13 protein-coding genes are annotated in these 21279 nt (G+C 66.3%); 4 read left to right on the forward strand and 9 right to left on the reverse strand.

The window, feature by feature from the left end; genetic code table 11:
- Positions 1–43: 43 nt before the first annotated feature.
- Entirely contained in the window at positions 44–766 is a 723-nt protein-coding gene (locus ACPXCG_RS16315; protein WP_425793022.1) for a VIT1/CCC1 transporter family protein, read from the forward strand.
- A 160-nt stretch (positions 767–926) separates the two neighbouring features.
- Entirely contained in the window at positions 927–2162 is a 1236-nt protein-coding gene (locus ACPXCG_RS16320; protein WP_425793023.1) for an HNH endonuclease, read from the forward strand.
- A 211-nt stretch (positions 2163–2373) separates the two neighbouring features.
- On the opposite strand, the gene mqo is transcribed toward ACPXCG_RS16320, so the two are convergent.
- Positions 2374–3870, reverse strand: coding sequence for a malate dehydrogenase (quinone) (gene mqo, locus ACPXCG_RS16325; protein WP_425793024.1), 1497 nt, complete (start codon positions 3868–3870; stop codon positions 2374–2376).
- A 95-nt stretch (positions 3871–3965) separates the two neighbouring features.
- On the opposite strand from mqo, the gene ACPXCG_RS16330 reads away from it, so the two are divergent.
- Complete coding sequence (locus tag ACPXCG_RS16330; protein WP_425793025.1) at positions 3966–4850, forward strand: LysR family transcriptional regulator; 885 nt, start codon at positions 3966–3968, stop codon at positions 4848–4850.
- A 160-nt stretch (positions 4851–5010) separates the two neighbouring features.
- Positions 5011–6243 (forward strand): DICT sensory domain-containing protein, encoded by a 1233-nt coding sequence (locus ACPXCG_RS16335; RefSeq protein ID WP_425793026.1) that lies wholly within the window; start codon positions 5011–5013, stop codon positions 6241–6243.
- A gap of 28 nt (positions 6244–6271) precedes the next feature.
- Here the strand turns inward: ACPXCG_RS16335 and ACPXCG_RS16340 are convergent, their stop codons facing one another.
- The 8 genes from ACPXCG_RS16340 to ACPXCG_RS16375 all read right to left on the reverse strand — a co-directional run bounded on the left by ACPXCG_RS16340 (position 6272) and on the right by ACPXCG_RS16375 (position 21211).
- Positions 6272–7822, reverse strand: coding sequence for an acyl-CoA carboxylase subunit beta (locus ACPXCG_RS16340; RefSeq protein ID WP_425793027.1), 1551 nt, complete (start codon positions 7820–7822; stop codon positions 6272–6274).
- A gap of 13 nt (positions 7823–7835) precedes the next feature.
- Positions 7836–13280 (reverse strand): polyketide synthase Pks13, encoded by a 5445-nt coding sequence (pks13, locus tag ACPXCG_RS16345; RefSeq protein WP_425793028.1) that lies wholly within the window; start codon positions 13278–13280, stop codon positions 7836–7838.
- 75 nt (positions 13281–13355) lie between these two features.
- The gene (fadD32, locus tag ACPXCG_RS16350) at positions 13356–15257 is read right to left on the reverse strand and encodes a long-chain-fatty-acid--AMP ligase FadD32 (RefSeq protein WP_425793029.1); all 1902 of its coding nucleotides are present in this window, start codon (positions 15255–15257) and stop codon (positions 13356–13358) included.
- Positions 15258–15509: 252 nt separating this feature from the next.
- Positions 15510–16496: an LLM class F420-dependent oxidoreductase gene (locus ACPXCG_RS16355; RefSeq protein WP_267631224.1), complete on the reverse strand. Its 987-nt coding sequence runs from the start codon at positions 16494–16496 to the stop codon at positions 15510–15512.
- A 168-nt stretch (positions 16497–16664) separates the two neighbouring features.
- Complete coding sequence (locus ACPXCG_RS16360) at positions 16665–17663, reverse strand: cutinase family protein (RefSeq protein WP_425793030.1); 999 nt, start codon at positions 17661–17663, stop codon at positions 16665–16667.
- Positions 17664–17666: 3 nt separating this feature from the next.
- Complete coding sequence (locus tag ACPXCG_RS16365; RefSeq protein ID WP_425793031.1) at positions 17667–18224, reverse strand: DUF732 domain-containing protein; 558 nt, start codon at positions 18222–18224, stop codon at positions 17667–17669.
- Between the two features lie 242 nt (positions 18225–18466).
- On the reverse strand, positions 18467–19960 hold the full coding sequence (locus ACPXCG_RS16370) for an alpha/beta hydrolase-fold protein (RefSeq protein ID WP_425793467.1): 1494 nt from the start codon (positions 19958–19960) through the stop codon (positions 18467–18469).
- Positions 19961–20221: 261 nt separating this feature from the next.
- On the reverse strand, positions 20222–21211 hold the full coding sequence (locus tag ACPXCG_RS16375) for an alpha/beta hydrolase (RefSeq protein WP_425793032.1): 990 nt from the start codon (positions 21209–21211) through the stop codon (positions 20222–20224).
- Positions 21212–21279 lie beyond the last annotated feature (68 nt).

A 21279-nucleotide genomic window follows, 5' to 3' on the forward strand; every position in this document is an offset into this window, starting at 1 on the left:
TTCCTTTCTTGCAGGAATGCCGCTGTGGCAGTTGAGTTGAGCCATGACCGTCGATCACGAACATCAGCACCGCGGCGAACCGCACACCGGTTCCCTGGCGAATCGGTTGAACTGGCTGCGCGCAGGTGTCCTCGGCGCCAACGACGGGATCGTCTCCACAGCAGGCATCGTGGTAGGCGTGGCGGCCGCCACTGCGGCCCGTGCACCGATCTTCACCGCAGGCATTGCCGGACTCGCTGCGGGTGCCGTCTCGATGGCGCTGGGCGAATACGTCTCGGTCAGCACCCAGCGCGACACCGAGCGAACGTTGCTGGCAAAGGAACAACGGGAACTGCTCGAGCAACCGCAGGCCGAGTTCGACGAACTCGTGGGCCTCTACGAGGCAAAGGGACTCACGCACGAGACCGCGTGCCGGGTGGCTCGGGAGCTCAGTGACCACGACGCCTTCGAGGCGCACGCCGACGTGGAGCTCGGCATTGATCCGGACGAGTTGACCAACCCCTGGCAGGCCGCCCTCTCGTCGGCGGTGTCGTTCACTGCCGGGGCGCTGCTCCCCCTGATCGCCATTCTCGCGCCGCCGGTCTCATGGCGAATCCCGGTGACGTTCATCGCCGTGATCGTCGCCCTTGCGCTCACCGGTGCCATCGGTGCGACACTCGGCGGTTCCCGTCCGTGGCGGCCGATGCTGCGCGTGGTGATCGGCGGTGCGCTCGCGATGATCGTCACCTTCGCCATCGGCCGGCTGGTCGGGCACACGGTGGCGTGATCGCGGCTCCACATGTGTGAACGTACCCGTTACCGCAGGGGCCGAAACTGTCGGAAGCGAGCGGTAGTCTAAGGGGTTCTGGCCAGCTCAAATTGACGAGTTTCTTTGCGGCACTGAAGAAATGCTTGACTCGAACGTATGTTCGAGTACCCTGGATGGCATGGGGGAGATCAGCTCGATCATTGCTTGTGCGCGTGAGGTCACCGTCGCCGATGCGGCGTCGGGGCGGCAGGTGTTCGACGCCACCAAGGCGTTGCTGGAACTGCGTAACGTTGTCGATCACCGGCTGGCGATCCACGCCGCGGCGCTCGACCGGTTGGGCGTGGCACAACAGTCCGGCGGCACGACGCGCAACCTGCTGATCGAGATGGGTGCCGCACCCGGCGTCGCCTCGCGCTGGTTGCGGATCGGTACAGCACTGACAGCCTTGCAACGGCTGCCGGGCTACGCCGACGATGGCGTGTTCTCCGGTGAGCATGTCGATGCGATGGTGGCCGGGTTGGCGCACATCGTGCGTCGGGCCGCCGACGGACTCTGCGATGAAGAGCGCCTCGAACACGAACGCGCATTGATTGCCCAAGCACTGTCCGGAGCCACACCCACAGCGATCGAACAGGTCGCGCGGGGACGCGGCAACCAGGTCGCCGAGGAAACCGGTGGCGTGCCCGCCGGTGAGGACCGCCGACTCAACGAATTCAACGTCGTCCCGACCACGGATGGGCGAGTGAAAGTCTCTGGTGACCTCGACATCGTGATCGGCGAGAAAATCACCGCCGCCATCGACTCACTCACCCCGGCGCGACCCGAACCCGACGGCTCCCCCGACGCCCGCACCCCCGGTCAGCAACGCGCCGACGCACTCGAACAGATCCTCGACGCCGCCGCCTGCGCGAACACACCATTCATGACCGCCCCGAAAACCCACATCAACCTCACCATCCCCGTCGACACCCCCGACCTCGCGTCGCTGTCATGGCTCGGCCCGGTATCACAGGCGACCGCGAAGATGCTGGCGTGTGATGCAGGCATCACCGAGATCATCATCGACGGCAACCGGGCACCACTGGACATGGGCTTTGAACAACGCCTGTTCACCTCACACCAACGCAAAGCCATCATCGCCCGCGACCAGTGCTGCATCAAATGCGGGGCACCCGCCTCCTGGGCACACATCCACCACATGACCCACTGGAGCGACGGCGGACCCACCGACCTCGACAACGGCTGCCTCTTGTGCCCGTCCTGCCACGCCCAGGTCCACGCCCACGGCTGGGACATCGCCCTCGGCCTCGACCGCCACCCCTGGCTGATCCCACCGAGCAGCGTCGACCCACACCGAAAACCATTGCCCGCCTACCACCGACGCACCATGCACCTCCACGACATCGCCGCCTGAGGTCTCGATACGCCTCCTCACCACGTTCGTCGGCCACTCGACCAGCGGACCGGGAAGGATACGCACACCAGCGCAGCACATTCACCGCGCACCCGACCACCATCGGGACCGCGCACGAACCTTGACAACTCAACAGTGTGAGGGCATCTCGGCAGGAGCCCCGTTGCCCCTGGCCTGTGTGACACAGTCTCCGGGGCAACGTGGCTCCCGATCACGATGCGCGATTCAGACCCAGCGCGGCCGCGGACCGGTCGAGACTGTGCGCCGCGGCCTCCCGGTTCCAGTCCGTACGGTCGAGATCCGGGATCGCCTCCGCCACCACAGTTTTCCAGCTCGTCTCCCATTCGTCCGGGAAGCACCGACGGAGTAGGTCCACCATGATGGGGACCGCCGTCGACGCGCCCGGCGAGGCGCCGAGCAGCCCGGAGATGGAGCGATCAGCACTCACGACGAGCTCTGTCCCGTGCCGGAGCACGCCGATCCGCCGACTGTCCGGTGTCACGAGTTGGGCGCGTTGACCGGCCGGGATCAGCTCCCACTCGTCGGACCGCGCGGACGGAAGGAACTTCTGCAACTGCGCGAACCGCCGCCTGGGACCGGCGACGAGTTCCGTGAGCAGGAAGCGGATCAGTGACAGGTTGTGCAGACATGCAGCCAGCAGGACATGCACATTGCGCCACCGCAGCGTGGTGAAGAAGTCGATGAAGCTGCCCTGCTTGAGGAGCTTGGTACTGAACGTCGCGTATGGCCCGAACAGCAGGTACTCGTCGTGGTCGACGATGCGTTTGTCCAGATGCGGCACGGACATCGGTGGCGCACCGACCGCGGCCTGTCCGTAGACCTTGGCGTCATGCCGGGCGACCACGGACGGTGTCGCGCAACGGTAGAACGCGGCGCCGACGGGCAATACCGCGTAGCCGTCGATCTCGGGGATGCCCGTGCGTTGGAGCAGTCGCAGGGCGAACCCTCCGGCACCGACGAACACATGCTGCGCTTGCACAGTGAACCGCTCTCGCCGTCGCGTCTGCCGGCCGGTCACCCGCCAACTGCGGTCCGGGTTCTGGCGGAGGGCTCGCACGTCGTGATCCAGAAGCACCGCCCCGCCCCGCTCGACGATGATGCGCGTCAGGGCCTTGGTCAAGGCGCCGAAATCGATATCGGTGCCACGCGGGTGACGCGTTGCGGCGATCGGTTCACCTACTTCACGTCCTTCCATGACCAGCGGCGCCCACGCGCCGATCTCCTCCCGGTCCTCCGAGTACTCCATCTCCGCGAAGAGCGGGTCGGCAACCAGGGTCTGGAAGCGGCGACGCAGATAGTCGACATCGCGACGGCCGAACACGATGTCCATGTGTGGCGTCGTCGTGATGAAATCGTGTGGATCCTCGAGGAGCCCCTCGTTCGCGAGGTACGCCCACCACTGTCTGCTGAGATGGAACTGCTGGGCCACGGTGGCGGCCGTGCGCCGGTCTGCCGGGTCCGGCATGTAGTTGAGTTCGCACAATCCCATGTGCCCGGTCCCGGCGTTGTTCCATGGGTCGCTGCTCTCCATCGCTAGCGCGCCGGCCCGCTCGACGAGAAGGACCCGCCAGTTCGGCTGCAGGACCGCGATCATCGACCCCAGCGTCGCCGACATGATCCCTCCCCCGACGAGGACGACGTCGGCCTCGTGGCGACGCCCATCGTCGGCGCCTGTGTCCGTACCCATGTCATGGCTCCCTTCGGTAGACGCCCGATCACTCACACCGTCCCGCATCGCACATTGATCCGTCCAATGAATCATCAGTCGAATATCATCCATATATGGATGAATGGGTCACCGAACTCGCACCACAATTGCGCGCCCTCGTCGAGCTCGCCGCCCACGAAGGTCACGTGACCGGATCGGCGTCGACCCTCGGCATCCCGCAGTCATCGATGAGTCGTCGGATCCACGCACTCGAGAAGGCTCTCCACGTACCGCTGGTGGTGCGGGACGGCCGGACAGTGCGCCTCACGCCGTCGGCGATCGCGCTGGCCGATTCGGTGCGTACGCCGCTCCGCGAGGTCGAGGCCGCACTCACCCAGATCGCCGACGCCGCCGATCCCGACCACGGCACCGTGCGGTTCGGTTTCCCCTTGACCATGGGGTCAGGGCCGGTCACCGACCTCCTCGTCGACTTCAGCCGTCGCCACCCCGGCATTCATCTTCAGCTCAAGCAGGCGCATGGTGCGGAACTCAGCGACGATCTCCGACACGGCAGGCTCGACCTCGCGATCACGATCCCACCACCGCCCGACCTGCCGCATCGAGTGCTCGCGACACAGGAGATCTGCGCTGCGCTACCGGAGGGCCACCCGCTCACCGGCCGTCCATCGATTCGACTGAGCGAGCTGGCCGACGAGCGATTCGTCGCGAACCCCCCGAGCTATCACCTACGCCAGGTCACCGAAGAGTGGTGCACAACAGCAGGATTCGTCCCCGAGATCGGAATCGAGATCACCCAGTTCTCGACCATTCGAGACTTCGTACGCAAAGGCCTCGGCGTGGCGCTGCTGCCGCGCACCGCCGACCGCGTCCGCGGCATCGTCGAGAAGCCCATCGCCGGCGGCGATCACACGCGTCAGATTGCACTGACGTCGGCCACCACCACCCAGGGCCCCGCAACACACCGATTGAGCACTTTCATCGTCGCTCAACGCTTTTAGTGATCTGAAGGTGCCGAACGACGGTGATATCCTGACGACAGGCAACGCAATTGTCTGCCCCAGGATGTGAAGAAGCTCGCGTCCGCTCATCGCAATGTGAGCGACCGTCCGTTCCGACGGGAGGCCCGAATGGCCCCGTGCCCCAGAAGCTCGATCCACGATGACGCCTGACCCCCGGCGGACGCCGGTCACCGAGAGCGGGTTCACCCTGTTCGAGGATCTCGAACTGCACATGCAGTTCGCGCCGGTGTGCCGATTGACCGACGGCGCCGTCGCCGCCCTCGAACTACAGCTCCGCGGACCTTCCGGGACCAGACTCGGGACGGCCGACGCGCTGCGTCGGGCCGCGAGGTTGATGGAGCAACATCACGTCATCGACCGACGACGGCACGAGTTCGCGCGCTCGGCTCGCGCTCGGTCGGTCGCCACCGTCATTCCTCTGCTGGTGGCGATGGATCTCGAGCTCCTCGACGATCTCGAAGGCGACACCATGGACACCCTCGAACGTCAGATCATGGTCGTCATGCCGAGCGCGGTGTCCCGCAGTCCCCAGCGCACGCTCGCTCGTGTCGCCCGGGCCCGGGCGGCAGGGAAGGTCATCTGCGTCGACGGCCTCGAACGCAGTGAGGACGCCGCGACCCTGCTCTCCCTGATCGAGCCGGACATCATCATTACCGGGTCAGATCTGTTGCAGCACAATGCTACTCAGGACTCTGCCAGCCTGGCTCACATTTTGGCCGCACACACCGAGCGAAGCCACGCGGTCGTCATCGCCGAAGGCGTCGACGACGATGCCCGGCGAATCACGGCCATGACGATGGGCGCCTCGTTCGGGATCGGCGGACTCTATCCCCCGGTGGAGAATCCCACTGCACTGTCGAACGTTCCGGTCGTGCCGCTTCCCGACATTCCTGTCTGGTCGACCCCCGGTCCGGACCAGGACACCCCATACGCCATCGCGTCGGCGTCCATCGCGCCACGCCTCGGTAACAAACGCCTCCTCATCGAGATGAGCAAGGCGCTCGAACACCAGGCGGCCATCGGTGGCGCGGCTATCGTCCTCGGCACCTTCCAGCACGCCGAGCACTTCACCCCGCGAACCGCGGAACGATGGCGACTGATGTCGGAGAAGACAGGTCTCGCAGGGGTATACGGCGTCGGGCTGCCCGACTTGCGCGAAGGCAACGTCCATCGCGCACCGCTGCGGCGCGACGACGACCTCGTCGACGAGTGGAATGTAGCCGTCCTCGGCCCGCACTTCGCTGCACTGCTCTCGGCGCGCGACAAGCACAGCGGCCACGCCGACCTCGACCGCACCTTCGACTTCGTGCAGAGCTACGACCGGATGACCGTCACGCAGGCAGTGCGCTCGATCCTGCTCCGCTTCGACTGAGGCCGCCGGGAAACCTACGGTCGACGCCTCAGATCGGCATCAGATAATGCTTGCGCGGCGTGCGGTACTCCGTCTTGTCGCGCAACTGCGCCAAAGCCTTTCGCAGCTGTAGCCGTGTCTCGGCCGGCTCGATGACGGCGTCGATGTAACCACGCTCGGCCGCCAGGTAGGGCGTGGCCATGTTGGTGTTGTAGAAGTCGATGAAGTCGCGACGCACCTTGTCGGCGTCGGCCGCCGACATCCCGTCGGTCTCACGGCGGGTGAGCACCGCAGCCGCCGACTCCGCGCCCATCACCGCGATCTTGGCGGTCGGCCATGCCAGGTTGATGTCGGCGCCGAGCTGTTTGCAGCCCATCACCGCGTATGCGCCGCCATAGGCCTTGCGCAACACCACTGTCACCTTCGGGACGTCGGCCTCCACGTAGGCGTAGAGGAACTTGCCGGAACGACGGATGGTGCCCTTCTGCTCCTCGGCAAGCCCCGGAAGAATTCCCGGCGTGTCCACCAGGAAGACGAGCGGGATGTGGAAGGCGTTGCAGATGCGGACGAACCGAGTGGCCTTCTCCGACGAATCAGTGTCCAGCACACCGGACATCACGTTCGGCTGGTTCGCGACCACGCCCACGGCACGACCGTCGACCCGGGCGTACCCGGTCAGGATGTTCGGTGCGAACAACTCGCCGACCTCATGGAAGGCGCCGTCGTCGAACAACTTGATGACGATGTCGTGCATGTCGTAACCGGCATTGTCGTTGTCCGGCATGAACTCGTTGAGCGACAGATCCGTCTCGGTGATCTCCGGCTCCAGACCGGGATTGATGATCGGCGGCAGCTCGTACGCGCTCGACGGCATGTACTGCAGGTACTCGCGCACCCACTCGAATGCCGTCTTCTCGTCCACCGCGACGTGATGAATGTTGCCCCAGCGCGCCTGATTGTGGGCGCTGCCGAGGTCCTCGGCCGAGATGTCCTCGCCGTTCACCTGTTTCAGCACATCTGGTCCGGTGACGAACATGTAGCTCTTGTCCTCGACCGCGACCAGGATGTCGGTGTTGGCGGGCGTGTACACCGCACCACCGGCACACTTGCCGAGGATCACCGAGATCTGTGGCGCGAGACCGGACAGCAACAGATTGCGCCTTCCCATCTCCGCGTACCAGGCCAGCGACGTGACCGCATCCTGGATGCGGGCACCCGCCGAGTCGTTGATGCCGACCATCGGGCAACCGATCTTGCCGGCCCACTCCATCAGCGCGGAAACCTTGCGGCCGAACATCTCTCCGACCGTTCCGCCGAACACCGTCTGGTCGTGTGAGAACGCCGCCACCGGGCGGCCGTGCACCAGTCCGTGTCCGGTCACCACACCATCGCCGTACCCGCTCTGAGCGGCACCCGGCATCTTTGCCAGCGCGCCGATCTCGACGAACGTCCCGGCGTCGAACAGCATCTCCAACCGCTCGCGCGGCGAGCAGATGCCCTTCGCCTGACGCTTGGCGATCGCCTTGTCGCCTCCGGGTTCCTTGGCGGACTCCAGCTTCTCGCGGAGGTCGGCCAGCTTTCCGGCGGTGGTGTCAGTCACGGTGCTCTCTTCCTTACTCGCCGGCGTTGCCGCGGCGGCCCACATTCTTCAAACGCGCGGTGAGGTCCGCCCCGACCCTGCCGATATAGGGCTCGTCGACGATCGAGAGGTGGTCCCCGCCGATGTGGATGATCTCCAGGTCGTCGACCACCTCGCCCCACCGGCCGTCCTCATCGATCTTCGCCCACTGCGGTTCGAGTTCGATTGCGCCGTCGTGCATCTTGTCGGCACGGTAGAGGACCACCTTGCCGTCGTAGCTCGTCGGCTCGATGTTCGTGAGCGCGCGGTTGTCGAGGAACGAGGTGCGCTGGTGTTCGATGATGCCGCCGGGGATCTTGGTGCCCGACATCGACATCATCTCCATGATGATCTGGAACTGTCCCTCGTCGTCGGCCTCCACCAGCCGATCCATCGGGATGGGGACGTCCCCGTCCAGGTCATACGTCTTGACGGCGAAGTCGCGCCAGCGCTCCAGGCGGGCCCGCTTGGTGTCGGCGGTCTCGACCACCGGCTCCGACGGCCGCACCACGTCGATCAGGCCGACGAAGTCGACGACCTCCCCCTCGTCGCGCAGCACCTGCGCACATCCGTAGGCCAGCGCGCCGCCGAGCGACCACCCGATCAGCACGTACGGACCATGCGGCTGGATCTCACGCAGGCGCGGCATGTACTGCAGTACGCGCTCCTCGATCGAGCCCTCGACGCGGTCGAAACCGATCACCGGCTGGTCGTCGGGAAGGCGCTTGAGCAATGCCTCGTACGCAGAGGTGTTGCCACCTGCCGGGTGGAAGAGCAACGCGGGCACCGGATCACCGGCCGACGGGTCGTATGACTTCTTGCCGTCCGGGACGAGACGCAGGTACCGGATGAAGCCGTCGGTGTGTGCGCTCGCGTCGAGGAACTCGCGAACGTAGTTCGACATCTCCTCGATGGTCTCGGAATCGAGGATGTCCTCGACGTCGATGTCACCGCCGGTCCGCTCGTTCAGCCGATCGGTGAGCTGCTGGGCCATGTCGTCCGTGAGTACCGGGAGCTTGTTGAAGACGCCCCCGGCCGACTTCTTGGTGACCACCGCATACACACCGAACGTCAGTCGCTCGGCGGCATCTCGCGGCGGCACGTCGGAACCCGTGGCGTCGGCGACCGCCGACTGATCCGTGAGGTTGGTCGCGGGTTTCGGAGTGCCGTCGGTGGGTTTGACGTTGCCGTCGGCAGGAACCGTGTTGCTGTCGGCAGGTCTCGATACGGCGCTCGCTTCGCTCGGGCCTACTCGACCGGCGGTGGGGTCGTCGGTGGCGGTGCTGTCGGCAGGAACCGTGTTGCTGTCGGCGGGAACTCGGTTGCTGTCGGCGTCGATGAGTGCGTTCAGGGCCGCGGTGTCGAGATCGCCTTGTCCGGTAGAGCCTTCCGCCAGCTGGGCGACTTCGTCGCGGTGCTCGACGGCGTAGCTGACGAACTTGACCACGTCGGAGAGGTTGGCCTGCCGCATCGCCTGGAGCTGCAACTGCGGGATGTCGAACTCGAACTCGACACGGTTCTTGATGCGGACCGCCATCAGGGAATCGAGCCCCAGCTCGATCAGCGGGATCTCGCGCGGTAGGTCCTCCGGGTCGTAACCCATGGACTCCCCGACGATCACCGCAAGCCGATCTTCCACGGACTCATCAGAATCCGCGTTCCACTTGTTGCCGATGTCATCCACGACCTCGTCCTCGACGACAACCTTGTCGTCGGCGAAGACCGCTGCCGGCGACGTCTGCACAGACTCGGGCTCGCCGGCCGGGGGCACCTCGCCCCCGGTCACGACCGCCTCGAACAGCATCCGGAAGTCCTTGTCCTGCTTGCTGTGCACCGTGACCGATGCACCTCCCGGGTGCGGGCTGAGGGTGGTGGTCAGCGTACCGACGGCCGGGATGTCGCCGTGGCCGAGAGCAGCACCGACGGTGGCGCCGGCCAGTACCTGCGCCGCGGCCGCCCGCACGAGTTCGCGCGGATCGGTGACCGCCGAGGCGTTCACCTCCCAGGCGTGACGCCCGTCGGGCAGTGCGACGTGCGAGCCCGGGACCTTGCCCGAGGACCCGCCGGACGACAGCTGCGCCTTGAGCCAGAAGTCCTTGCGCTCGAAGCGGGTCCGCGGGATCTGCCCGAATCCCCCGATGCCGAACAGCGAGCCGACATCGACCGAGTGTCCGTGCACGTACAGCTTCATCAGCGCGTTCACCACACCGAAGCTCTCGTCCTCCTTGCGCCGCAGCGTCTCGATGAGCTCGGCGTCGTGCAGACCGGCCGAGAAGGTCACCGCGGCAACGGAGATGAGGACGGCAGGGTTCGGCGAGAGCTCCAGGAACGTTCGGTGGCCGTTCTCCACGGACTTCGCGATGGCCTGGCTGAACCAGACGCTGTACCGCAGGCCCTTGCGGAAGTAGTCGATCGTGTGGACCGGGTCGTGGCCCGGGCGGTAGAACGTCTCCCGGTCGACCGAACTGTAGAAGCCGACGGTCGGACGCAGCGGCTCGATTCCGGTGAGCTCGTAGGACAACTCACCGAGGATCGGGTCCATCTGGGAGGTGTGGCTGGCACCCTTGGTCTGCAGCTTGCGACCGAGCTTCCCCGCCTCTTCGGCGCGCGCGACGATCGCATCGACCTGGGATTCCGGACCGCCGATCACCGTGTGCGTCGGTGCCGCGTACACACAGATCTCGAGATCGGGAAAGTCGACGAGGACGTCGTTGATGTCCTCGGCGCTGTACTCGACGAGCGCCATCAGGCGGATGTCGTCGCCCTGTAGCATCGACTCGCCCTCGCCCATCAGACGCGAACGCTGGCAGATCACTCGGGTCGCGTCTTCCAGCGAGAGTCCGCCGCTGATGTACGCCGCGGACGCCTCGCCCATCGAATGCGGTACCAGGACACCGGGTTCCGCGCCGTGATGGCGGAGCAGGTCGGCCAGGGCGACCTGGATGGTGTAGATACCGACCTGGCTCGTCTCGATGCCGTAGGTCTGCTCGTCGTCGAGGAACACCTCGGCGATCGAGTAGCCGAGCTCGTTCTGCACGTACTCGTCGACGCGGTCGACGTACTTCGCGAACACCGGATTCTCGGTGTAGAGCTGCTTGGCCATCTTGCGGTGCTGCGAGCCGAACCCGGAGAGCAGCCAGACCGCCGACGCCGCGTCGGGAGAATCAGCCGAGTAGACGAGTGGATTGTTCTTGCCCTCGGCGATCGCCCGCATACCGGTGATCGCATCCTCGTGGGTCCGGGCCATCACCACGGCGCGTGAGCGTCCGTGGTTGCGGTGCGCCAGGGCTCGGCCGATGTCGGCGAGCGCTGTCGCCTGTCCCGCTTCGGATTCCAGCCATTCCAGCAGGTCCTGAGCAGACTTCCGACGACGCGACGGCAGGAATCCCGAGACCACCAGTGGCACCACGGATCCCTCTGCGGCGCAGGGGGCGAAGCCGTCGGCCGGGTCTTTCTCGGTCTCCGCGATCGGCTCGGTGTCGGTGTTCGCCTGTGCGGCGAGGATGGCGCGTTCGGCCTCGGTCAGGTACTCGTCGTCGTCGAGGTCGGTGTCGGTGTCGAGTGGTCTCGATACGCCACTCACTTCGTTCGCGGCTACTCGACCAGCGGAAGCATCGTTCGCGGCTACTCGACCGGCGGAAGGGTCGTTCGCGGCTACTCGACCAGCGGAAGCATCGTTCGCGGCTACTCGACCGGCGGCGGGGGCAGCACCGTCCAGATCCGACGGGAGTACCTCTCGGACCACGATGTGTGCGTTGGTACCGCCGAACCCGAAGCCGGAGACGCCGGCGATCGCGTGCCCGGAGTAGCGCGGCCACTCGGTGGTCTCGGGGACGACCTTCAGTCCGTTCGATCCGAACTGGATGTACGGGTTGGGACCCGCGTAGTTCAGCGAGGCCGGGATGCTGTCGTTCTGCATCGACAGCACCACCTTGGCCAGCGCGCCTGCGCCCGCGGCGGACTCCATGTGACCGAAGTTGGTCTTCGCGGAGCCGAGCAGGGCCGGCGTCCCGACCACGCGTCCCCGGCCGACCACGCGTCCGAGTGCATCGGCCTCGATCGGGTCACCCAGGATGGTGCCGGTGCCGTGGGCCTCCACGTAGTCGACGCTGCGCGGATCGATGGCCGCGTCGGTGTAGGCGTCGCGCAACACATCCACCTGCGCCTCGGGGTTGGGCGCGAAGATGCCGTTGGAACGACCGTCCGAGTTGACCGCGGACCCCGCGATCACCGCGAGGACCTGGTCACCGTCGCGGCGGGCGTCGGCCAGTCGCTTGAGCACGAACAAACCGCCGCCCTCGGAGCGCACCATGCCGTCGGCGTCACTGGAGAAGGCCTTGATGTGGCCGTCCTTGGCGACCGCGCCGATGGTGTCGAAGCCGACGGTCGCCGCTGGGGTCAGGATCATGTTGACGCCGCCGGCCAGCGCGACCTTCGACTCGCCCGACCGCAGGCTGCGGACCGCTTGATGGACGGCCACCAGCGACGACGAGCACGCCGTGTCCAGGGCCACGGACGGACCGTGGAAGTCGAAGAAGTAGGAGACGCGGTTGGCGATGATCGACGTCGCCGTACCGGTCAGTGCGTAGGCCGCCGTCTCGTCGGAGCCTTCGCCCAGCCCCAGCGCGGCCATCAGCTGGTAGTCGTTGGTGGACGTGCCGACGAAGACGCCGACCGCGCCGCCCTTGAGGTCGCTGGGCGGGATGTGCGCGTGTTCGAGCGCCTCCCACGTCAGTTCCATCGCCAGCCGCTGCTGTGGGTCGACCATCTCGACCTCACGCGGGCTCATCTGGAAGAAGTCGGCGTCGAACGCCTTCACGTCGTCGAGGTAGCCGCCGCGCAGATTCCGCGCGTCGAGCACCTCGGCCATGCGCGGGTCGGACTTGAACTCGGTCCAGCGGTCGTCGGGCAAGTCGGAGATGCCGTCGCGGCCCTCGATCAGGGCCTCCCACGTCGACTCCGGGGTGCTGCCGGCCTTCGGGAACCGGGTCGAGAGTCCGACGATCGCGATGTCGTCGTCGGCATCGCGTTCGCGCTGCCAGAACGTGTCGGAGACCGCGTCGAGGCCCTCGTCCGGATCACCTTCGATGATGCGCTTGGACAGCATCGCGATGGTGGGGTGGTTGTAGGCGGCGGTCGCGGTGAGGATGACGCCGGTCTTGTCCTCGACGTCGGCGGCCAGCGCAACCGCGTCGCGCGAGGACAGGCCGAACTCCTCCATCGGGCGGTCGTCGGAGATCTGATCTGCCGGGATACCGGTGGCCTCGGACACCCAGCCCCGGAGCCAGTCGCGCAGTTCGGCGACGGTGAGGTCACCGGCCGTCTCGCCGGCGGTTCCCTCGCCGTGCCCCTCGATGTGCGAAGCGTCGTCAGCGCCGCTCGTCGACGAATCGTCGCCGGGCCCGACGTTGCTGGACTCTTCGGTATTCAGTTCAGACATCATTTCCAGACTACTGATCGAGGGCACCCGCAGAGGTGACCACGGGTGATTCGGGGTACCGGGGTGTCGACGCCGCTACTCGGCGTCGGGAAACGCGGTCTGCTTGTAGCCGCCACGAAGACTGCCGTCGATGTAGGCCGCGCGGGTGGCGCGACGGGCGATCTTGCCGCTCGAGGTCCGCGGGATCGATCCGGCCGGCACCAGCAGGATGTCGCGGGCCATCACTCCGTGCCGCGATGCGATGGCGGCGCGGACGGTGTCGGCGACCTCTTGCGGATCGTTCCGCTTGCCGGGGCCGCGCTCGGCGACGATCACGAGCTGCTCCGATGCGTCGTCGGCGTCGAACTTCAGGCCGCTGGTGGACTGCTCGAACACCACCGGGGGCAGCTGATTCGACGGCACGGCGAACGCCGCGACGAAACCGGGGCGCAGGCTCGCGCTCGACTCCTGCGCGCTGTACTCGAGGTCCTGGGGGTAGTGATTGCGGCCGTCGACGATGACGAGGTCCTTGACGCGGCCGGTGATGTAGAGCTCGTCGTCGAGCCAGACGCCGTAGTCGCCGGTGCGCATCCAGATCGAGTCCGCCGGCGCGCTCTCGGTGTGACTGCCCTCGGCGAGCGGGTTGGCGACCTTGTTGTGGAACGTCTCCTCGGTCTCGTCCGGCTTGTTCCAGTAGCCGGCACCGATGTTGAGGCCGCTCAGCCAGATCTCGCCGACGTGGCCGTCCTGCTGCTCGGTCGCGGTCTCGGAATCGACGATCGCCGCCCACTGGCTGACCGCCACCTGGCCGCAGGAGACCTGCGCGACGGCGTTCGGCGAATGCTGGTCGACGATCTTGAAACGGCCCGCGTTGAGTTCGTCACGGTCGACGTAGATGATCTTGGCCTCGTTCTCACGCTGGGTCGCGGAGACGAAGAGTGTTGCCTCGGCCATGCCGTAGCACGGCTTGATGGCCGTCTTCGGCAGTCCGTAGGGCTCGAAGGCATCGTTGAACTTCTTCATCGAGCTGACCGTGACCGGCTCCGAGCCGTTGATCAGACCGATGACGTTGGACAGATCGAGGCTCTCGCCCTCCTTCGGCAGACCGCGCATCGCAGCGTGCTCGAAGGCGAAGTTCGGGGCGGCGGCATAGGTCTCCGCGCCGTCGCTGGCGGCGGCGAGTTCCTTGATCCAGCGGCCGGGGCGACGAACGAAGGCCTGGGGACTCATGATGGTGATGTAGCGGCCACCGAGCGCGGGCAGGATCACGGTGAGCAGACCCATGTCGTGGAACATCGGCAGCCACGTGACGCCACGGGCATTGCGGTCGATCTCGATCGTGTCGTAGATCTGCAGCACATTGGCGGCGACGGCCTGGTAGGTGATCTCGACGCCCGCGGGCACGCGGGTGGATCCGGACGTGTACTGCAGGTACGCGACGGTGTCCTTGTTGTGGTCCTTGCCCGCGACCGGGGCCACCCAGCTCGACCCGACCGAATCGGGAACGGCGTCCACGGCGATGACCCGCGGGCGCTCCTTGGCGGGGAGCGGCTTGAAGAAGTCACGGACCGCTTCGGCGGACTTCGTGGAGGTCAGGATCGCGGTGGGCCGGCAGTCACCGAGGACCGCGTGCAGACGGTCGGTGTGCCCGGGCTCGTCGGGCGAGAAGAGCGGGACCGCGACGTTGCTCGCGTAGAGCGCGGAGAAGAACCCGATCACGTACTCGAGCGACTGTGGTGCGAGAATCGCGACCCGATCGCCCGGCTTGGTGACCTGCTGCAGCCGTGCCGCCACCGCGCGCAGTCGTTTGCCGAACTGCGCCCACGTCAGATCCTGCGCCTCACCGTCACGCTCACGGCTGTAGTCGATGAAGCGGTAGGCGAGCGTGTCGGCCTCGTCGCGCACATTGCGCTCGACGTAGTCGACGAGTGTGGCGTCCTCGGTGAAATGCAGTTGTCCATTCTCATCGAGGAACTGCTCGAATTCTGTGTTCAACATCCGTTACTCCTGTGGCCCCCACGTGGCAGGCAGCACCCCCTGGTCGATCGGCACTCCCCGCGATGCCGTCCGGCCTGCGCCCTCCACGCCCTGTGTACTACCGCGGTCACGGTAGTCCAATCTTGTTATCTGCTCGAAATGCTCATGATCGTCAACTCGATCTTCGTGGCGGTGCAGAGCGGGCAAATCCCCCGGCTCGCCGCCACCCGATGTCCGTTCACCTGGTCATATGCGTTCAGGCCGTCGGCAATCTTACTCTCCCTTGAGAAGCTGGATCACCGGCGCGAACGCATCCATCTGGGTCGGAAAGACCCCTACGTAGGACATCGACGTCCGCCGCCGGACCTCCCGGATCTGGTCCGCTATCTCCTCGAAGGTACCCATGGCCAGATATGGCGAATGCAGCACGTCCGCGACGGTGAACTCGGTGTCCCGCTCGATGTTGGGCGGATAGCCCTGCTCGAGTGCCTTCAACGCCATCTCCGCCGTGGCCTCGCGGTCGTCGGTGATGACGATGACGGCGATCGTCCAGTTCAGTTCGATCTCGTCGAACCGGTCGCCCGCGGTCTCCCGAATCCGGTCGACGCGCTCGGCGGTCTTCTCGATCGTCATGTCCGAGAGCTTCATCTTGCCGTCCCGGGTGGTGCTCGGCGCCACCGAGATGATGTCGGCGTGCTTGGCGGCCAGCGCCAGCATCTTCGGCCCGCCGCCGCCGACGGCGATCGGCGGACGGGGCCCCTGACGCGGTCGCGGGCTGCCCTCGAGTCCGTTGATCTGATAGAACTCGCCGTCGAAGTCGACGGTCTCGCCGCGCATGAGGCCGTCCAGGATGGTCAGCGCCTCGTCGAGGCGCCGGATACGGACGCCGGGCGTCTCGAACTCGATGCCCGCCTTGTCGAACTCTTCCTTCATCCATCCGGCGCCGATACCGAGCTCCAGCCGGCCCTTCGACAGCACGTCGATGGTGGTGGCCTCCTTGGCCAGGAGCGCCGGATGCCGCCAGCCGTTGGCCAACACGGACGTACCGAGCCGGATGGTGCTGGTGGCCTGGGTCAGCGCGCCGAGTGCCGCGATGGGACCGACCTGGTTGCCGAGATGGTCCGGGACGGCGAAGGTGTCGTAACCGTATTCCTCGGCCGTCTGCGCAAGCTTCACGAACTTGCGCGCGCCGCCTTCGTCCTTGTTGCCTTCGCCGCCGGCGCCGAACCGGAACTTTCGCAGGTTCCCGGGTTCGCTCATTCGAAATATCTCCTCATGCGCGTGTGCGCGGTCGTCTGGGGCAGGAGCCCGATCGCCAACACACGTTAATGGAGCGAGAGGGCACCACCAAACGAATCGGTGAAGGTCGGCGGCATATTACGGCGTGTGCCACATCTGGGACCTTTGACCCAGTCAGGGGTGGCGGCCTCAGTTGTGTGCGGGCCGCGGCGCGTCGTGAATCACATCACTCGCCCAGCCGTACATCCACTGGGTCGCGGTGGATCCGTCGTGGGACCAGTACCGCGGCGTCCCGTACATCGCGTGCACCGGATTGTTGATGGCACCCGCGAGCCGGCTCACCGCTCCGATCGGATTCGTCACCGTCGGTGAGTCACAGATGAGATCGCCAGGCGCACAGATGGATTGGACCCGATCCTGCAATTCGCCGAATCCGCCGCTGCGTGGTCCGGTCATGGTGATCCCGGGCACGATGCCGCGCATTCCCGACAACGCGACCTCGGCTCCCACACCGTTCGGGGAGGGATCGATGTCGTTCTGCTTGCCGGGTTCGCGGCGGCCGTCGGCGATGAGTCCGACGCCGAGGACGAGGTCCTGATCCGAAGCGGAGAGCACTCCCCGCCCGTTGCCGATGTTGCTAGCGAGGTCGCCGGCGATCACCGCACCCTGCGAGAAGCCCATGATCACGTAACGCGTCAACGGGCAGTTCTTGTTGGTCTCGATGATCTTGCCCGCGGCCCGCTTGTAGCCCTGCGTCCGTGAGACGTTGTAGTCGCTCTGATGGTCGGCCAGATTTGTCGGATTCCGGAACTGCGCGATGTAGGGCACGGTGTAGACGCTCGTGCGCGACGTCGGGAACTCATCGGCCAACGCGCCCGACACCCGCAGCATCAGCGACTTCGGATTGGCCGTCGGGTGGTACGGGTCGTCGTCGGGTGCGGATTCCCACGTCCCCGGGATGACGAGGCTCAAGACGTCGGGACAGTCGGCGGACTGGGCGTCGGGCCGCCCCGTGGTCTCCGTCGTCGACGGCCCGCCGGGAGTGGGGAGTCTCGGGGGTCCGGGCTTGAGGAGGGTGATCACCAGGATCACGATCAGGATGATCGCGGCGATCGCCAGCAGACCCAGGAACAACAGCAATTTCGGCAGCCGGCGCTTGCCGCGCGGCTTGGCCTTACGTGCGCTCACCCGTCAGCAGTAATGCTCGTCAGCGGCTTTGATCACCTTGTCGGCCTTGGAGTTCGCCTCTGCCACGGTCTTGGTGCCCGGGCCCACAGATGCCGTCACGAAGGCCTTGACCGTCACCGGATCGGTGCCCTTGCGCCGCTCGTTGCAGACGTATTCGGCCATCGTGAGGGCGACCGAGTTGTCGGTGTCGCCCATGAACGTCACCTTCTGCGCCTTGAGGGCCCCGAGATATGCCTGGCCCTTCGCGTTCACCTTCTGCCCGTTCGGGCCGGGGAAGCTCTGTGGCACGCCGGTGCTCGGATCGGGCGCGGTGGCCGGCAGTGCCGAGCCTGCCGCGGCCGATTGCCCGTTCTGTGTCGTCGAGCCGGACGTCGGGGCCGCGGAGGCGTCGGAGGTATCGCCGGCCGAGCTCGGCTGAGACGAGTACATCGAGGTGGTGGTGACCGGGTTGCTGGTGATCGGGGCGGTGGCCGTCGAGTCGTCGGAACAGGCCGACACCGAACCCAGCGTCAGCGCGGCGCCCGCCACGACCATCGCGAGTTGCAGAAACTTACTGGTCATCGTCACTTCCTCGTCGCGCCCGGACAGTGGTTCCGACGGTGATCCATCGACCCCCGACCGCCCCGGCTCTCACCTGATGCCGCGCCTCGCCATCCGGCGATCGGCCTGCCGCAAGGCTACCTGCTCAGAGGCGCCACTCCGGCACAGTGACCCGCCCGACCTGCGGAAACACACCGATTCCTCAGCGAAGTCTCAGCACAGGCGACACCTGCGCTCAGTTTCGCGGCCCCAGCCCGAGTCCATCACTTGGTGACCCGTGCCCCGTCCTTGGCTGTCCACACGATCCGGCCGTGCTGGAAGGTGTTGAACCGGCCCTTGCCGTCACGGGTGGGAAGCTCGTCACTGGTCGGCAGGCCGAGCTTGCCGCCCGGACCGCCTGCGCCCACGTAGGCCCCGCCGATGCCGCCACCGATGACCTTCGGACCCTTCGGCCCGGTGATGATGCGACCGCCACGGAAGTCCTGGGCCTTGCCGCCGGGCACCGAGTACACGGGGGTCAGGCATTCACCGAGCGACTTCCGGTTGGCGTCGTAGGCCTTGCGGAACCCGACTTTGCAGGCGGGACGATCCGCACCGAGCCCCAGCGCAGCGGCCGCTTGAGGCCAGGACTGTTCCATCTCGAACTGCCAGTACGGCCACGTGTGCGTGCCCGACGGCCGGTACACGGCCTGACCGGGAATCCCGAGCTGGTTCAGCTTGATCGCGAACTGCTGAGAGGTCACGCGGCTCAGGATCTCCAGGCCGACGCCGGAGTAGTTGGTGGCCAGCATCGGGATGTCGGAGGCCTTGTCGTGCGGGCCGATCAGACCGTTGCCCGACGACACGTAGAGGCTCGTCCCGCGTAGCTTGTCGGCGAGCAGGTACGGATCGTGTTCTTTCCAGGCCGGATCGCTCGGCGGACCGAACATCTTCATCGAGTCGTAGCCGCCGCCGTCACGCAGGGCGAACTGGATGGCCTGCGGCATGCCGTACGAGGTCATCTGGAGGATGCCGGAGAACGACGCCGCGTACTTGTAGTAGCCCGGGTTGCGGGCCGCGAGCATCATCGCAGCCGAACCGCCCATCGACAGGCCCTGGATGCCGCGGACGTCCGTGGACCGCCACTGACCCTCCAGGACGGGCGGGAGTTCCTTCTGGAGGAACGTCTCCCAGCGATAGAGCTTGCCCTTGTCGCCGTCCTTCCAGTCCGTGTAGAAGCTGGACTCGCCGCCGATCGGGAGCACCACGTTGACGTTCTTGTCGCGGTAGAAGTCCTCGATGTCGGTGTTGAGGATCCAGCCGCTCTGATCATCTTGGGCACGCAGGCCGTCGAGGGTCACCAGCTGCGGGAAGCTCTGCTTGGGCTTGGACCACCAGTCGCGAGCCAGCAGGATCTGTACCTGGATGTCGTTGTTCATCGCCGGCGAGTGCACCCAGAGGGCGACACGGCGGTCCGAATACCAGTACGTCTTGGTGACCTTGACCTCGCCGACGCGCTGCGCTGCCATCGGGGCGGGCGCGGCCGGAGTCGCCTGCGGGGCGGGTGATTGCGGAGCAGGTGATTGCGGAGCGGGCGGAGCGGCTTCGCGAGGCTGAGCCGGTGCCGGCGGGGCAGCCGGCGATGCCGGGGCAGCGGGCGCCGCGGGCGCCGGTGGCGCTGCGGGCGCTGCGCTCGCCGGGGCCACCACGGCCGCGACGACGAGCACCACCGCGACGGCACTCGCCGCGCCGGCCGCCGTCCACCGGGCGATCACCATCTGCCGCCCCCGTTCATGCTGCGTCTCGTGACGCCGAACCACTCGCCGTTTCACCCTCGAACTCCTTCGCGCGCCTGAGCATCACGGCGTCCGCCCTGGTGAGTCGGTGACTTTCTCCCCAGAAGTCACATCAACCTCACAGACAACAGAACGCCCTACGTGTTTCTTACACGTAGGGCGTTCCGTTTTGCGTGCGCCACGCTGTTACGCGTGGGATTTGTGTGACTTATGTTGTCCGGCGGGTCGCCCCACCGTCCGCGATCAGCGGAAGAAGCCCCGGTTCTTGGCGTTCCACAACATGTCCTGCCAGTAGCCCCATGCGTGGGTGCCGTTGGCGTCGTAGGTCATGACGGGCACACCCTGCAGGGCTGCTGCCGCCTCGAAGGCCTTGGCCTGCGTGAACGCCAGGACCTCGAGAGTCGAACCCTTGAACAGGTCGTCGAAGACGTTCGGCAGGGCGTTGTACTGACCGAACAGGCCGTTGCCCGAGCCGACGAAGAGCTTCATGCCGTGCATGCGGTTGATGTTCATGAACGGGTCGTTGTCGAACCAGCGCGGGCTCCACGGCGGGCCCCACATGCTGTCGATGTTCCACGGCTTCGGGTCCACGTCCAGCATCGCGATGCGCAGTGCGCTGCGCATGCCCGGCGCGTTCAGGAAGTTGTAGCCCGACAGCGATGCCGCGCGGTCGAAGTTCCGGCGGTTCTGAGCACCGATCACGAGGGCGGCGTTACCGCCCATCGACAGGCCGGCGATGGCGTACTTGCGGCCGGCACCGACGCGGTAGCCGCGCGCGTCGAGGGCGCGGACCAAGGTGTTGGTGATGACGCAGTTCCACTTGTACGTGTACTTCTGGCCGTTGAAGTTGCTGGGCGCATCCCAGTCCGAGTAGAAGCTCGCCGGGCCGCCGATCGGCTCCACGACGTTGACGCCGGAGCGCACCATCTCCTGGACGTTGCTGTTGATCTCCCAGCCGCTGTAGTCGTACTGGGCACGCATGCCGTCGAGCAGGATCACGGTCTTGTAGTTGCCCGGACGCTTCCAGGCACGGACCTTCACGTTCGGCATGCCGCAGCCGTTCACGAAGAACTGTTCCTGTCCGACCGATGTCCCACCGATCCGGGCATTCGCCTGGCCCGCTCCCCCGATTACTCCGGCGAGTCCGATCACTGTCGCCATCGCGACGAACACGGCGACGAAACGACTACTCGTCCGGCCGGCGGTTCGCGGCTTGGCAGCACCTTCGCGCATCGACTGTTTTCTCCCTCTGTCACCTGTCAGGTCGGGGACCTTCTGTCCCCGGCCCAACCGGATCTTCT

Origin of the sequence: Gordonia sp. DT218, assembly GCF_049847105.1 — a bacterium.
In the GTDB taxonomy this organism is placed as follows: Bacteria; Actinomycetota; Actinomycetes; order Mycobacteriales; family Mycobacteriaceae; genus Gordonia.